This window comes from Umezawaea tangerina (assembly GCF_003002815.1).
Taxonomy (GTDB): Bacteria; Actinomycetota; Actinomycetes; order Mycobacteriales; family Pseudonocardiaceae; genus Umezawaea; species Umezawaea tangerina.
In genome coordinates this window covers 235,120-248,609 of the sequence record NZ_PVTF01000011.1, presented here as the reverse complement: position 1 = coordinate 248,609, position 13,490 = coordinate 235,120, and the positions used below count along the sequence as shown (strand labels likewise).

Here is a 13,490-nt window from a genome sequence, read left to right as displayed (position 1 = left end):
CCTAACGCCCCATGCGGACGCCACCGCGCTCCGACACCGACAGCGGTACCGGAGACCTCGTGGCCGGCGTAGCGGCGACGTGCCGGGCCGACTTGACCGACGCGCAGTGGGCACTGCTGCACCCGCTGCTACCCGTCGGCTGGAAGCCCGGTCGTCCACCCAAGTGGAGCAAGCGGCAGTTGATCGACGGCGTCCGCTGGCGGGTACGCGTCGGTGCGCCTTGGCGGGATGTCCCGTCCGAGTACAGGCCATGGCAGACCGTGTACGGGTTGTTTCGATGACCGGTGGAGCGCCGCCTGCGCGTCGAGTCGGGCGGGGATCTCCGCACCGGGCACGCCCAGTGCGTGCAGGACCCCTCCAGCGCCTGTCCGGGGTCGACCGGGGCGCCGGGCGCGTACCCGAGCAGGTCCGCGTAGAGCCGTCGGGGAACCGCTCCCGCACCCGGCGGGCCCAGTGCAGGGCCGGCGCGGTCTTCCCGACCCCCGCCGTACCCGTGATCGCGACGGCACCCGCGGGCCGGTCGTGCCGGGCCAGGGTGTCGAGCACGTCGACCCGCGATTCCGTTGCGGCACAAGCGGAACCCCGCCCGAAAGAGCCACGATCCCGGACGTCCTCGCTACCGGGGCATCGTCATGCCGTCCAACATCAGGTCGAGGCCCGCCAGGAACTCGGCGCGGTCGTCGTGCACGCGCAGCTGGTCGGCGACGGTGCGGGTGAACGCGTACCTGTCGGCGTCGAGCTCCGCCCACTGCGCCGCGAGCCCGTCGAGGAAGTCGCCGCGGTCGCCGAACGCCTCCGGAGAGCGGGAGTTGGTCGCGTTCTGGCCGCCCGCGCCGATGATGTAGTGCAGCAGCGCCGTCGTCGAGGTGAAGTGCGTGGCGACCGGGGTCCCGAGGGCGCGCACCTGCCTGCCGATGTGCTCGAAGATGTCCAGCATCGTGGACTGCCACGGGGGCCGGGCGAGTTGGCCGCCGACCCACGGGTGCGCCTCGATCGCGTCGAACACGCCGAGGGCGATGGTGTGGATCGCCTCCCTGGGCGGGGTGTCGGGGGCGGTCTCCCCCACGGCCTTCGCGACGGCGACGGCCGTGGCCGCCTTGAGCAGCTCGCCCTTGTTCGCGACGTGCCACTGGATGGCGCCGTGGCCGGTCTCCAGCCGGGCGGCGAGGGCGCGGAAGGTCAGCCCGTTCTCGCCGTCGGAGTCCAGGACCTCGATCGCGACGTCGACGATCCGCTCGCGGGTGAGCGCGTCCGACCGCCGTTCCGTTTTCGCCATGGCTCATCTTGACACAACTGGTACGGCGTGCCAATGTCTCTGGTACGGCGTACCAGACAGGAGCCGACGAAACTGAAGGGATTCACCGATGACCACTCCGGTCACGATCGTCGGCGCGGGGCTCGGCGGGCTGGTGCTCGCCCGCGTCCTGCACGTCCACGGCATCCCCGCGACCGTCTACGAGGCCGAGCCGTCGGCGGAGGTCCGCGGGCAGGGCGGCCAGCTCGACATCCACGAGTACAACGGGCAGCTCGCCCTGGAGGCGGCGGGCCTCACCGGGCGGTTCCGCGCGATCATCCACGAGGGCGGCGAGGCCTCGCGGGTGCTCGACCAGCACGGCAGGGTGCTGCTCGACGAGCCCGACGACGGCACCGGTGGACGTCCGGAGGTGCTGCGCGGGGACCTGCGGCGGATCCTGCTCGACTCCCTGCCCGACGGGGTGATCCGGTGGGGCCACAAGGTCACCGACGTCCGACGCCTCGGCGGCGGGCGGCACGAGCTGGTCTTCGCGAACGGGACGACCGCGACCACCGGTCTGCTGGTCGGTGCCGACGGCGCCTGGTCCAGGATCCGCCCGCTGCTGTCCGACGTCACGCCCGAGTACGTCGGCACGTCTTTCGTCGAGACCTACCTGCACGACGCCGACGAGCGGCACTCCGCGGCGGCCAAGGCGGTCGGCGACGGCGCCCTGTTCGCCCTGGCACCGGGCAAGGGGATCCTCGCGCACCGGGAGCCCGACGGCGTCCTGCACACCTACGTCGCGCTCACCAAGCCGCGGTCGTGGATCGACGGCATCGACTTCACCAGCCCGGCCGCGGCGGCGGCCGTGGTCGCGGCGGAGTTCGCCGGGTGGGCGCCCGAGCTCACCGCGCTCATCACCGACTCGGCGACCGCGCTCGTCCCCCGCGCGGTCAACGCCCTGCCGGTCGGGCACCGGTGGGACCGGGTCGCGGGCGTCACCCTGCTGGGCGATGCCGCCCACCTCATGTCGCCGTTCGCGGGCGAGGGCGCCAACCTCGCCATGTTCGACGGCTCCGAGCTCGGCGAGGCCATCGCGGCGCACCCCGACGACGTGGAGGCCGCCCTGAGCGAGTACGAACAGGCGCTGTTCCCCCGCGGCGCGCACTTCGCCGCCGAGTCCGACCGCAACCACAAGCTGCTCTTCGGCGCCGACACACCCCGAGGCCTGCTCGCCCTGTTCTCGGGCCAGGACCCGGTCGGCTGAGCGACCACAGCGACGACAAGGGAACACCAGTGGACGAGAAGATCAAGAACCTGTTGCGCGCGCCGAACTTCGCGCACATCGCGACCGCCCGCCGCGACGGAAGTGCTTCGGTGACCCCGGTCTGGGTGGACCTGCACGAGGATCTGGTGCTCATCAACGGCATGCCGGGACGCGCGTGGCCCCGCAACCTCGACCGCGACCCGCGCATCACCGTCTCGGTCTCGGCGTTGGACAACCCCTACGAGTGCGCGACCCTGCGCGGGCGGGCGCTCGCCCCGACGACGGACGACGCGGAGGCCCACTTCCGCCGGCTGTTCGAGAAGTACCGCGCCCGGCCCCTGCCCGCGGAGGCCGCCGCGCCGCCGGACGACGCCACCCCCGGCAGGCTGCTGTTCCGGGTGGTCGTCGAGTCGGCCCACTACCAGTGGCAGCCCCCACCGGGCGCGACCGCCGAGTTCGACGAGTTCCTGGCCCGGATGATGAGCGCGCCGTCGTCCTGAGCCCCGCCGCGTGGGGATCTCCCGCGAGATCCCCACGCGCCCGGTGCCCCGGTCAGCGGCCGTAGGCCTCCAGCAGCCGCAGCCAGACCTCGCTCACGGTGGGGAACGCGGGAACGGCGTGCCACAGCCGGTCCAGCGGGACCTCCCCGACGATCGCGATCGTCGCGGCGTGCAGCAGCTCGGCGACGTCCGGGCCCGCGAGCGTGAAGCCGACGACCACCGCGCGGTCCTCGTCGACGACCATCCGGGCGCGCCCCCGGTAGCCGTCGGCGTGCAGCGAGGACCCGGCGAGGGCGGCCAGGTCGTGGTCCACCACCCGGATCCGCAGCCCGGCGGCCTCCGCGGCGGCCGCGGTCAGCCCCACCGAGGCGATCTCCGGGTCGGTGAAGACCACCTGCGGCACCGCGCGCCCGTCGGCTGTCGCCACGTGCCTGCCCCACCGGCCGTCCTCGACCGCCGCGCCCTTCGCGCGGGCCACGACCACGTCACCCACGGCACGGGCCTGGTACTTGCCCTGGTGGGTGAGCAGGACCCGCCGGTTCACGTCGCCCGCGGCGTAGAGCCAGCCGCCGTCGAACGGGTCGCCGCCGCCGTCGACGACCCGCAGCGTGTCGTCGACCGCGAGCCAGGACCACGGCTCCAGCCCGATGGTGTCGAGGCCGATGTCCCCGGTGTTCGGCGTGCGCCCCACCGCCACCAGCAGCTCGTCGGCCTCGACCTGCTCGCCGCTGGTGAGCGTGATGGACACCGTCCCGTCGTCGGCGCGCTTGACGGACCCGGCCTCGGCGCCGACGCGCACCGAGACACCCTTGTCCCGCAACGACTCCACGACCAGGTCGCCTGCGAACGGCTCCGCGAGGGGCAGCACGCCGTCACGGGCCAGCACCGTCACCGACGACCCCAGACCGGCGAACGCGGTCGCCATCTCCGTCGCGACCACCCCGCCGCCGATGACCGCGAGCCTGCCGGGGACCGCCTTCGCGGCGGCCGCCTCCCGGCTGGTCCACGGTGCCGCGTCGCGCAGTCCGGCGATGTCCGGGACCAGTGCGCCGCTCCCGGTGGCGACGACGACCGCGTGCCGCGCGGTCAGCGTGACCACGGCACCGTCCTCACCGGTCACCTCGACCACGCGGGCGGAGCGGATCCGCCCCCGACCGCGGTGGAGCGCGATCCCGGCCTGCTCCAGCCAGGACACCTGCCCGTCGTCCTCCCAGTGCGAGGCGAAGTCGTCGCGACGGCGCAGCACGGCCGCCACGTCGAGGTCGCCCGTCACCGCCTCGCGCGCACCGGGCACCTGCCGGGCCGCCCGCAGAGCGGCCCCGCCGCGCAGCAGCGCCTTGGTCGGCATGCAGGCCCAGTAGGAGCACTCGCCACCGACCAGCTCCCGCTCGACGACGGCGGCGCTCAGGCCACCCCGCACCACCCGGTCGGCGACGTTCTCCCCGACCGGACCGGCGCCGATGACGACGACGTCGTAGGTCGCGCTGTCCACGTCAGCTCGCCTTCGCGGCACGGCCCAGGCGCAGCGCCGAGACCAGGAAGAAGATGCCGCCGATGGCGGCGTAGCCCGCCACGTTGGTGAGCGCGGCGTCCTCAGCGCCCGCCATCGCGATGAACGACCCACCGGCCAGCACGGAGATGCCCCCGCTCAGGATCATCGGCCACTGGCCACCCATCCCGCGGCGGCCGAGGCCCACGACCAGCTGGACCAGCCCGGCGACGATCGCCCAGGCACCCCACACGCTCAGGACCGCGGGCACCCCGGAGGCACCCGCGACGGCCAGGCCGACGGCGGCGAGCAGGCTGATCGCGATGTTCACGTACAGGCCGCGCGGTGATCCGGTGGCACGCGACGAACGGGCGTCCACGACCGCCGCGGCGACGTCGAACAGCGGGTAGACGACGATCAGGGCGATGCCGAGCGGCCCGATCTGCGACTTGGTGACGATCAGCAGCGCCGCCCAGACGATGGCGAACGCGAACCGCACGAAGTACAGCCGACGCAACGCGGGCGCGAACCCGCTGGTGGCGGGCGAGTCGAGGGTGGTCACGATGGTCCTTTCACAGATTTGGGAGACCGAACGTTCTTTCTCTGGAAGCATGGCGCCCTGGGCACGGCAGCGTCAAGACAGAACGTTCTATCCGAATTCTTACGTGCCCTCCGGCACCGGCCGGAGACGCCCGAAGGCCGCGCGGCTCAGGTCACGCGGGGATGCCGACGACCCGGACGCGGACAGGCTGACGCGGCCGTACGGGTACACCCCGGACAGCCGCGGAACTCTTCACCGGTCGGCACTTCCCGCTCGCGCCATGGGCCGACCGTCCTTTGTGCACACTCCCCCGGCGTCCGCCGGTCGGGTCGGTCAGGCGCGCCCGGCGTGCGCCTGGAGCAGTCCGTCGACTCCCCGCAGGAAGGTCTCGCAGACCAGCTCCGGGTCGAACAGGCAGCCCGAGGCCATGGCGCCGTCGCGCAGCATCACGTAGTGCAGGGCCGCGGGCTCGGCCGACTCCTCCCGGACGCGGGCCAGCAGTTCCGTGATGGCCTCCAGGAACCACTGCCGGTGGGCGAGCACAGCCCGGTGCACCGGGTGGTCGGGGTCGGAGTACTCCGCCGCCGCGTTCAGGAACGCGCACCCGCGGAACCCCTGCGACCGGATGCCCTGCGCGATCGCCTCGCCGACGACCCGGAGCGTGTCGACCGGCGCCAGCCCGACGGCGACGGCCGCGGCCACCTGGCCGCGGATGGCCTGGTCGGCGGCGTCCAGGTAAGCGAGGACGAGGTCCTCCTTGCCGGGGAAGTGCCGGTAGAACGTGGCCCGCGTCACCTGCGCCTCGGCCAGGATCCGGTCCACGCCGACGGAGTGGATGCCCTCCGCGTAGAAGATCCCGCTGGCCGTGGTCAGCAGCCGCGTCCGCGCCTCGGACGGCCGGCTGTCGGGTTCGCTGCGTGCCATGGGCCCATGATAACGAAAGAACGTTCGGTCTCGCCTCCGATGTCGCCAACGCCCGTCCGCTACCCGCGTGACGAACGCCCACTCGGAGGTGGGGTCCCGGCGGATGTCCTTCGTGGACAGCACGGAACGGCCGCACACCAGGACATGCGAAAGGCCCCGGCGACCAAGCCACCGGGGCCTTTCGGGAAGACGGGGTCAGGCGTGTGCGCGACGACCCGTGACGAGCCGGTAGATGCCGAGCAGCACCAGCGAGCCGAGGATGGCCAGCAGCCACGTGCTCAGGTCGAAGAAGCTGTTGATGTCGCTGTTGAACAGCGCGCGGCCGATGAACCCGCCGAGGATCGCGCCGACGATGCCGATGAGGATCGTGACGATGATGCCGCCGGGGTCCTTGCCAGGCATGATCGCCTTCGCGATGGCACCCGCGATGAGGCCCAGAACGATCCAACCCAAGATGCCCACGATGACGTCTTCCCTTCCTCCGGCGGCAACAGCGGTCCGTTGCTGCTCTGTTCTGCTCGGGGCTGGTGTTCCCGTGGGGAACGGGTCCCAAACACACCCCGCCGTGAACCGGTCGTCGCCGCTGGGGAAGACGTGGTCAGCCGGTGCCGCGCAGCCTGCGCAGCTCGCTCCTGGCGTGCTCGACCTCCGGTGTGTCGTTCCCGTCGGCGCGCGCGATCTCGTGCGCGAGGTCGCGGGCGGCCTCCACGAGGTGCCGGGACCTCCGCCGCGCGCGCAGGTGCCTGCGGTAGGCCCTGCGCTGCTTGCGCAGGCCGCTGACCGCGTCGAGCAGCGCGGGGTCCACGACGCCCGCGTCGACCTCTGGACCGAGCAGGTCCCGCGTCCACGCGCGTTCCTGCCGCGCGGCGCGGCGCAGGACGGCGAACAGGACGACCAGCTCCACCGCGGCGATGAGGAAGGGCAGCACCACGGCCAGGGCACCGCCACCGCTCAGGCCGGTCATGTCGTCCCAGGCGAAGTGGAACACCATCGCGGTCAGCATGGCCAGCACACCGCGCGGCACGTCGCGGTCGCCGGGGACGCGGCCGAGCACCCACATGAGGCCGGTGCAGAAGATGGCGCTGAACAGGGCGTGGGAGACGACGCCCGCCGCGCCGCGGACGAGGAACATCTGCACCGCGGTGCCGACCTGGTCGGCGCCGTAGGTCTGGGCCGCGCCGTTGTAGACGTAGAGGACGTCCTCGAAGACCTGGAAGCCCAAACCGGTGAACGCGCCGATGACGAACCCGTCGTAGGCACTGCGGACCAGCCGCGGGGCCAGGCCGATGAGCAGGACCAGGCCCAGCGCCTTGGCCAGTTCCTCGTCGACCGGCGCGGTGAGCCCGGCGGCCCAGTCGGCGGCGAAGGAGGTACCGCCGACCTTGGACCAGATCCGCAGCAGCGCGTCGTTGGCGGGCAGCGCGATCCAGAACGGCGCGGCGATCCCGCCCCAGGCGAACGCGGTCGCCAGCAGCCCGGCGGGCTGGCTGGTGAAGCGGTTGTGGTGGCGCAGCAACAGCAGCCACGGCACCAGGTAGAGCCCGAACAGCAGCACTCCCCCGGTCAGCGCGGGGCCGTAGAACCCGACCGCGGGACCGAAGTAGCGCAGCACCGCCAGCACGCCACCGCCCACGCCCAGCAGGTAGACCCAGAACGCGAGGTTGTGCGGCTGGACGAACCGGAACGGCCGCCCCCACCCCGACTGCTCGATCGCGGCCAGCTGCGCCGCCTTGGCCGGGGCCGTCATCGGGTCGTCCCCGGTGCGATGCTGCGCAGGAGCGCGGTCACCTTGTCGCGCTGCCGCTCGAACTGACCGGGCGCGGACCGGACCCGCACCAGCAGTGCCGGGGCCGCGTCCACGGCCGTGCCCGTGGCCATCTTGAACGCGGCTTCGACGCCGTCACCTCCGGGACCGGTCGTGCTCCGCACCACCCCGACCAGACCCGCGTCGGTGGTCAGCGTGCCGACCTCCCCGTCGACCGCGGGGGCGTTGTCGCCCTCGGAGCGGCGCACCTGGTCCAGGAACGCCCGTGCCGTCCCCCGGAACGCGGTGCCCTGCATCCCGATGGTCGTGCCGCCGGTCACGAGCAGCACCTGCAGGCTGGTCGCGCCCGTTCCGGCTCCACCGGTCAGCGTGCCGTCCTCGAGCTGCCACCCGACCGGCGGCACCGCCGTGGCGCCGTCGCCGAGGTCGAGCACGTCACCGGCGCGGATCTCGTTGTGCCACGGGATCGCGGCGTCCAGCGCGGGCAGCCCGTAGATCAGCACCAGCGCCACCGCCAGCGCCACCAGACCGGGCCCGAACGTCCGCCGGTCCAGTCCCAGCCACCGGTGCTCCACCGGCACCCGCACCCCTGCTCCCACCGGAAACCCCTCTCACCACGACGGCACTGTAGGCACGGCGCACCACCTCCGCAGGACGTGCCGACGGCCCACCGGGACGCCGTCGTGGTCACGCCCTCGGGTCCGTCGCCCGATAGTGGACTGCGCGGTGTCCGTCGTGCGGGGAGGCGGTGCGCGCCCTAGCGTCGACCCGTGATCCGCATCCCCTCTCGCGCCGCGAGCAGATCCCCGTGGGCGGGTGGCGTCCGGTGACCGCGCTGCTGCTGTTCGGCGACCAGCTGGGTCCGCACTTCCACGCCGGGCACTCCGGCGAGATCCTGCTCGTCGAGTCGGCCGCGGCGCTGCGGCGCAAGCCCTACCACCGGCAGAAGCTGCACCTCGTGCTCTCCGGCATCAGGCACCTCGCCGCGGAGCTTGGCGACCGCGCGACCCTGGTCCGGGCCGGGACCTACGCGGAGGCGATCCGCGACTTCGGTCGGCCGGTGGTCGCCCACCAACCGGGATCCCTTGCCGCAGAAGGACTTCTGCGGCGGCTCGGGGTCGAAGTGCTGCCCACGCCCGCGTTCGCGTTGGGCCGCGAGGAGTTCACCGAGTGGGCGGGCGACCGCACGACGTTCCTGATGGAGGACTTCTACCGCGACCAGCGCCGCCGGTTCGGCGTGCTGGTCGACGGCGGTGACCCGGTCGGCGGCCGGTGGAACCACGACGTGGAGAACCGCGAACCACCGCCGAGGTCGCCGAGGCTCGGCGTGCCGGAACCGTGGTGGCCGCGGGAGGACGACGTCGACGCGGCGGTCCGCGCCGACCTGGACGCACTGGACCTGCCCACCACGGGGGTCGACGGACCGCGCTGGTTCGCCATCACCCGGCAGGAGGCGCTGGCCGCGCTCGACGTGTTCGTGCGGGACCGGCTGCCGCACTTCGGACCGCACGAGGACGCCGTGCTCAGGCGCGACCCGACGATGGCGCACTCGCTGCTGTCCGTGCCGCTGAACCACGGCCTGCTGCACCCGCTGGAGGTCGTGCGCGCGGCCGAACGCGCCTACCACGCCGGGGACGCGCCGCTGGCGAGCGTCGAGGGGTTCGTGCGGCAGGTGCTGGGGTGGCGGGAGTACGTGTGGCACCTCTACTGGCACCTGGGGCCGGAGTACCGGGCGCGCAACGAGTTCGGTGCCACCGCGCCGTTGCCGGACTGGTGGCGGGCGCTGCGACCGGGTGGTGTGCGGGCGGCCTGCGTGCGCACGGCGCTGGAGGGCGTCCGCGACCACGGGTGGGTGCACCACATCCAGCGGCTGATGGTGCTCGGCAACCACGCGCTGCAACGCGGCTACGACCCGGCGGCGCTCGACGACTGGTTCACCACGTCCTTCGTGGACGGCTTCCCGTGGGTCATGCCGGTGAACGTGGTGGGCATGAGCCAGCACGCCGACGGCGGTGTCATCGCGACCAAGCCGTACCTCAGCGGCGGGGCGTACCTGAACCGGATGACCGACCACTGCGGCGACTGCTGGTTCGACCCCCGGAAGCGGACCGGCGACCGCGCCTGCCCGTTCACCGCGGGCTACTGGGCGTGGCTCGACCGGCACGCCCCCCGACTGCGCGGCAACCACCGGATGTCCCGCCCCCTGCAAGGACTCCAGCGCCTGGACGACCTGGACGAGGTGCGCGCCCGCGAACCGCACCGCGACGTCTTCTGACCACGGCGGCCGTGGCCGCTCGCTTGCACGCGGGTAACCCCAGAGTTGTCCCCGGCGCACTTGCCGTCCGCGCCCCTGCTCCCTAGCTTCGCCTCCTGGTAGGACGCGGAGACCGAGGAGCACAAGTGGAACGACTGAGCGTGAAGATCGACGGGCAGCGGATCGCCTACCTGGACAACTCGGCCGACCGGGGAGGCGACGACGCCCCCGTGGTCGTCTTCGTGCACGGCAACTCCTCCTCCGCCAAGACCTGGCTCCCGGTCGTGGCCGATCTCGGCACCCGGTTCCGCTGCGTCGCGCTGGACCTGCCCGGACACGGCCAGTCCGATCCGGCGGGCGACCAGGACGACTACTCGCTGCCGGGGTACGCGGCCGTGCTCACCGGCTTCCTGCGGGAGCTCGACGTCCTCGACGCCGTGGTCGTCGGCTGGAGCCTGGGCGGGCAGATCGCGCTGGAGGCGGTGCCCTCGCTCCCGGACGCGCGCGGTTTCGCCGTCTTCGGCGCGCCACCGGTCGCCTCACCCGCGCAGATGGCGCAGGCGTTCCTGCCCAACCCCGCGATGGGCGCGCTCTTCAGCGAGCACGTCAGCGAGTCCGAGGCGGAGCTGGCCGCGCGGAGCTTCACCGCACCCGGCTCGCCACTGGACACCGACCAGTTCGTCTCCGACATCCTGGCCACCGACGGCGCCGCCCGCACCGGCCTCGGCTCCAGCGCCGGAGCGGGCCGGTTCGCCGACGAGATCGCCATCGTCTCGACCCTCAGCCGCCCCCTGGCCGTCCTGCACGGCGCCGAGGAGCAGCTCGTCAGCCTCGACTACCTGCGGACGCTGGACATCCCCGCGCTGTGGCGCGGCGAGGTCCAGCTGATCCCCGGTACCGGCCACGCCCCGCACCAGGAGGCACCGCGGCGCTTCGCCGCCCTGCTGGCCGAGTTCCTCGACGACGTCGGCCGCGACGGCCGATAGGGAGCTGGCCAGGTCGCCCCCGCCCGACGAGCGCGGTGGGTGCGGGCAGCGACGTGACGAGCAGCTTGGACAGCACGGTGTCGCGGGAGATCCGCGCGATCTCGTCGCCTGCCCGCGTCGCTGTTCGCCGGGGTGCGGGCGCCCGCCCGGCAGGTGAACGGGCAACCCGTCGGCTTCGCCAACCTGGCCCTGGACCGGCTCTGCGGGACGTCCTGAAGCAGGCCGACCGGCCCCTACCCGTGGTCCTACGCCCGGTGCCCCGTCCCCGCACGGCAGTACCGTGCGGGGACGTGGCTACGGCTTGTCCGACACCTTGATCGTGCCCGCGATGATCTGGGCCTTGTACCCCTCCAGGACACCCTGCAGCTCCGCGTCGATCCGGCCGCCCGACGTGGCGTAGCCGACGCCGTCCACCTTGAGGTCGAAGACCTTCGGCAGCGAGGCGAGGTCGTTCCTCGCCGCCGCCCGGAAGAAGTCGTACACGGCGACGTCGACGCGCTTGAGGCTGGAGGCGACGATGACGTCCCTGGTGCCCGCGAGCGTCGGCTGGTTGTACTGGTCGGCGTCGCACCCGATCGCCAGCACGCCCGCCTGCTTCACCGCCGAGAACACGCCGATGCCGGACGCGCCCGCGGCGGGGTACAGGACGTCCGCGCCGGTGTCGATCAGCCCCTTCGCGACCTCCTGGCCCTTGGCGGGGTCCTGGAAGCCGGTGAAGTCACCGGCCGGGGTCAGGTACTTCTTCTCGACCCGGATCTTCGGCGCTGCGGCCTTGGCGCCCTGCGCGTAGCCCGCCTCGAACTTCTGGATCAGCGGGATGTCCACACCGCCGACGAAGCCGACGTGGCAGGCCTTGCTCTGGTAGGCGGCCACGACGCCGGCCAGGAACGACCCCTCCTGCTCGGCGAACACCAGGGGCGTGACGTTGGCCGCGCCTTCCACGGCCGAGTCCACCAGGCCGAACCGCACGTCCGGGAACTGCGGCGCGACGACCTTCAGCGCCTCGGTGTAGGCGAAGCCCACCGCGACAACGGGGTCGAACCCCTCGGACGCGAGCTGGCGCAACCGGCCCTGCTTGACCGCCTCGTCCTCGTTGGGAGCGGCGGAGAGCTCGCGGGTGTTCTCCTTCCGCACGCCCATGTCCTCGATCGCCCGGTCGAACCCGGCGGCCGCGAGGTCGTTGAACGACGCGTCACCACGGCCACCGATGTCGTAGGCCAGACCGACCTTCAACGCGCTGCCGTCGACCTTCTCGCCCGCGGCGGCACTGGTCCCGGACGTGGCGGGCGCACTGGGCGGTGCCGCGAGCTCGCACGCGCCACCAGCCGCCCCACTGCCGCCACCACCGGTGTCCTTGGCGCAGGCGCTCACCACCACGAGGGTGGTCAGCGCGATCACCGCGACAACGGTCCCGGCCCCACGACGACGCACGACCCGTCTCCTCCCTGCTCGACCGGCGACCACCTTCCGCGGCACCGGCGACGGACCGTACCCCTCCCCGCGACCGGTCCGGGCGAGCGCTCACCTGGTGGGAAACGACCCGGCCCCGGTACTGCCGGCCGGGGCACCAAGGGGGTAACGGCAGCACCTCCCGCGTCCTGACGCGCGGTGCCACCGTGGCGGTATGGGCATGAACCTCCTCCTGAACAACGGCGTCGAGATCCCGGCGCTCGGTTTCGGCGTCTTCCAGACGCCGCCGCAAGAGACCGTCGACGCGGTGGAGACCGCACTACGGGCGGGCTACCGGCACATCGACACCGCGGCCGCCTACGGCAACGAGCGCGAGGTCGGCGAGGCGATCCGCCGATCCGGTCTCGACCGGTCGGACGTGTTCGTCGAGACCAAGGTCTGGATCAGCGACTACGGCTACGACTCGACCCTGCGCGCCTTCGACAAGAGCGCGGGCAAGCTCGGTGTCGACCGGATCGACCTGCTGGTCCTGCACCAGCCGCTGCCCTCCCGGTTCGACCTCGCGGTGGAGGCCTACCGGGCGCTGGAGGCACTGCTGGACAACGGCGGCGTGCGGGCGATCGGGGTCAGCAACTTCATGCCCGACCACCTGGACGACCTGCTGAAGACCGCGTCGGTCGTGCCCGCGGTGAACCAGGTCGAGGTGCACCCCTACTTCGCGCAGCCGGACGTGCTCGCGGCCGATGCCGCGCACGGCATCGTCTCGCAGGCGTGGTCGCCGATCGGCGGGATCACGTTCTACCGCGACGGCGAAGGCGGCAGCACCCTGGACGACAGGACCATCGCGGCGATCGCTCAGGAGCACGGCAGGACACCGGCCCAGGTCATGCTGCGCCGGCACCTCCAGCAGGGTCGTTCGGCGATCCCGAAGTCGACCCGTCCGGAGCGGATCGCCGAGAACCTCGACGTGTTCGACTTCGTCCTCACCGACGCCGAGCTCACCGCGATCGACGGCCTCGACCAGGGCGTGCGCCGGGGCCCGGAGCCGGACGCGATCACCCTGGAGGCCTTCGGACGGGAGATCCCCGAGGCGTAGCGCCGGACGGCACCGCACGACCGT

General features: G+C 72.8%; 14 protein-coding genes. 6 read left to right on the top strand and 8 right to left on the bottom strand.

Annotated elements, in window-relative coordinates:
• Positions 1-11 precede the first annotated feature (11 nt).
• Positions 12-281: a transposase gene (locus CLV43_RS33425; RefSeq protein WP_245887161.1), complete on the top strand. Its 270-nt coding sequence runs from the start codon at positions 12-14 to the stop codon at positions 279-281.
• Between the two features lie 335 nt (positions 282-616).
• On the opposite strand, the gene CLV43_RS33420 is transcribed toward CLV43_RS33425, so the two are convergent.
• The gene (locus CLV43_RS33420; protein WP_106192299.1) at positions 617-1,276 is read right to left on the bottom strand and encodes a TetR/AcrR family transcriptional regulator; all 660 of its coding nucleotides are present in this window, start codon (positions 1,274-1,276) and stop codon (positions 617-619) included.
• Between the two features lie 88 nt (positions 1,277-1,364).
• On the opposite strand from CLV43_RS33420, the gene CLV43_RS33415 reads away from it, so the two are divergent.
• Positions 1,365-2,501 (top strand): FAD-dependent oxidoreductase, encoded by a 1,137-nt coding sequence (locus CLV43_RS33415; protein WP_106192297.1) that lies wholly within the window; start codon positions 1,365-1,367, stop codon positions 2,499-2,501.
• 29 nt (positions 2,502-2,530) lie between these two features.
• Positions 2,531-3,001, top strand: a complete 471-nt coding sequence (locus tag CLV43_RS48080; RefSeq protein WP_170156130.1) for a TIGR03618 family F420-dependent PPOX class oxidoreductase — start codon at positions 2,531-2,533, stop codon at positions 2,999-3,001.
• A gap of 52 nt (positions 3,002-3,053) precedes the next feature.
• On the opposite strand, the gene CLV43_RS33405 is transcribed toward CLV43_RS48080, so the two are convergent.
• The 6 genes from CLV43_RS33405 to CLV43_RS33380 all read right to left on the bottom strand — a co-directional run bounded on the left by CLV43_RS33405 (position 3,054) and on the right by CLV43_RS33380 (position 8,319).
• The gene (locus CLV43_RS33405) at positions 3,054-4,493 is read right to left on the bottom strand and encodes a dihydrolipoyl dehydrogenase family protein (RefSeq protein ID WP_106192294.1); all 1,440 of its coding nucleotides are present in this window, start codon (positions 4,491-4,493) and stop codon (positions 3,054-3,056) included.
• Between the two features lies 1 nt (position 4,494).
• Complete coding sequence (locus CLV43_RS33400) at positions 4,495-5,052, bottom strand: hypothetical protein (protein ID WP_106192292.1); 558 nt, start codon at positions 5,050-5,052, stop codon at positions 4,495-4,497.
• 312 nt (positions 5,053-5,364) lie between these two features.
• Complete coding sequence (locus CLV43_RS33395; protein ID WP_106192291.1) at positions 5,365-5,955, bottom strand: TetR/AcrR family transcriptional regulator; 591 nt, start codon at positions 5,953-5,955, stop codon at positions 5,365-5,367.
• 195 nt (positions 5,956-6,150) lie between these two features.
• Positions 6,151-6,417, bottom strand: coding sequence for a GlsB/YeaQ/YmgE family stress response membrane protein (locus CLV43_RS33390; RefSeq protein WP_106192289.1), 267 nt, complete (start codon positions 6,415-6,417; stop codon positions 6,151-6,153).
• Positions 6,418-6,553: 136 nt separating this feature from the next.
• Positions 6,554-7,702, bottom strand: coding sequence for a PrsW family intramembrane metalloprotease (locus CLV43_RS33385; RefSeq protein ID WP_106192287.1), 1,149 nt, complete (start codon positions 7,700-7,702; stop codon positions 6,554-6,556).
• Positions 7,699-8,319 carry a hypothetical protein gene (locus CLV43_RS33380; RefSeq protein WP_106192285.1) on the bottom strand — a complete coding sequence of 207 codons (621 nt, stop codon included), beginning with the start codon at positions 8,317-8,319 and terminating at the stop codon, positions 7,699-7,701. Before CLV43_RS33380 ends, CLV43_RS33385 begins: the two co-directional genes overlap by 4 nt.
• Positions 8,320-8,546: 227 nt before the next feature.
• On the opposite strand from CLV43_RS33380, the gene CLV43_RS33375 reads away from it, so the two are divergent.
• Positions 8,547-9,995, top strand: a complete 1,449-nt coding sequence (locus CLV43_RS33375) for a cryptochrome/photolyase family protein (protein WP_106192283.1) — start codon at positions 8,547-8,549, stop codon at positions 9,993-9,995.
• A gap of 125 nt (positions 9,996-10,120) precedes the next feature.
• Complete coding sequence (locus tag CLV43_RS33370) at positions 10,121-10,960, top strand: alpha/beta fold hydrolase (protein ID WP_170156129.1); 840 nt, start codon at positions 10,121-10,123, stop codon at positions 10,958-10,960.
• A 294-nt stretch (positions 10,961-11,254) separates the two neighbouring features.
• Here the strand turns inward: CLV43_RS33370 and CLV43_RS33365 are convergent, their stop codons facing one another.
• The gene (locus CLV43_RS33365) at positions 11,255-12,391 is read right to left on the bottom strand and encodes a BMP family lipoprotein (protein ID WP_106192280.1); all 1,137 of its coding nucleotides are present in this window, start codon (positions 12,389-12,391) and stop codon (positions 11,255-11,257) included.
• Positions 12,392-12,584: 193 nt separating this feature from the next.
• On the opposite strand from CLV43_RS33365, the gene CLV43_RS33360 reads away from it, so the two are divergent.
• Entirely contained in the window at positions 12,585-13,466 is an 882-nt protein-coding gene (locus CLV43_RS33360; RefSeq protein WP_106192278.1) for an aldo/keto reductase, read from the top strand.
• The last annotated feature ends 24 nt before the right edge of the window (positions 13,467-13,490 follow it).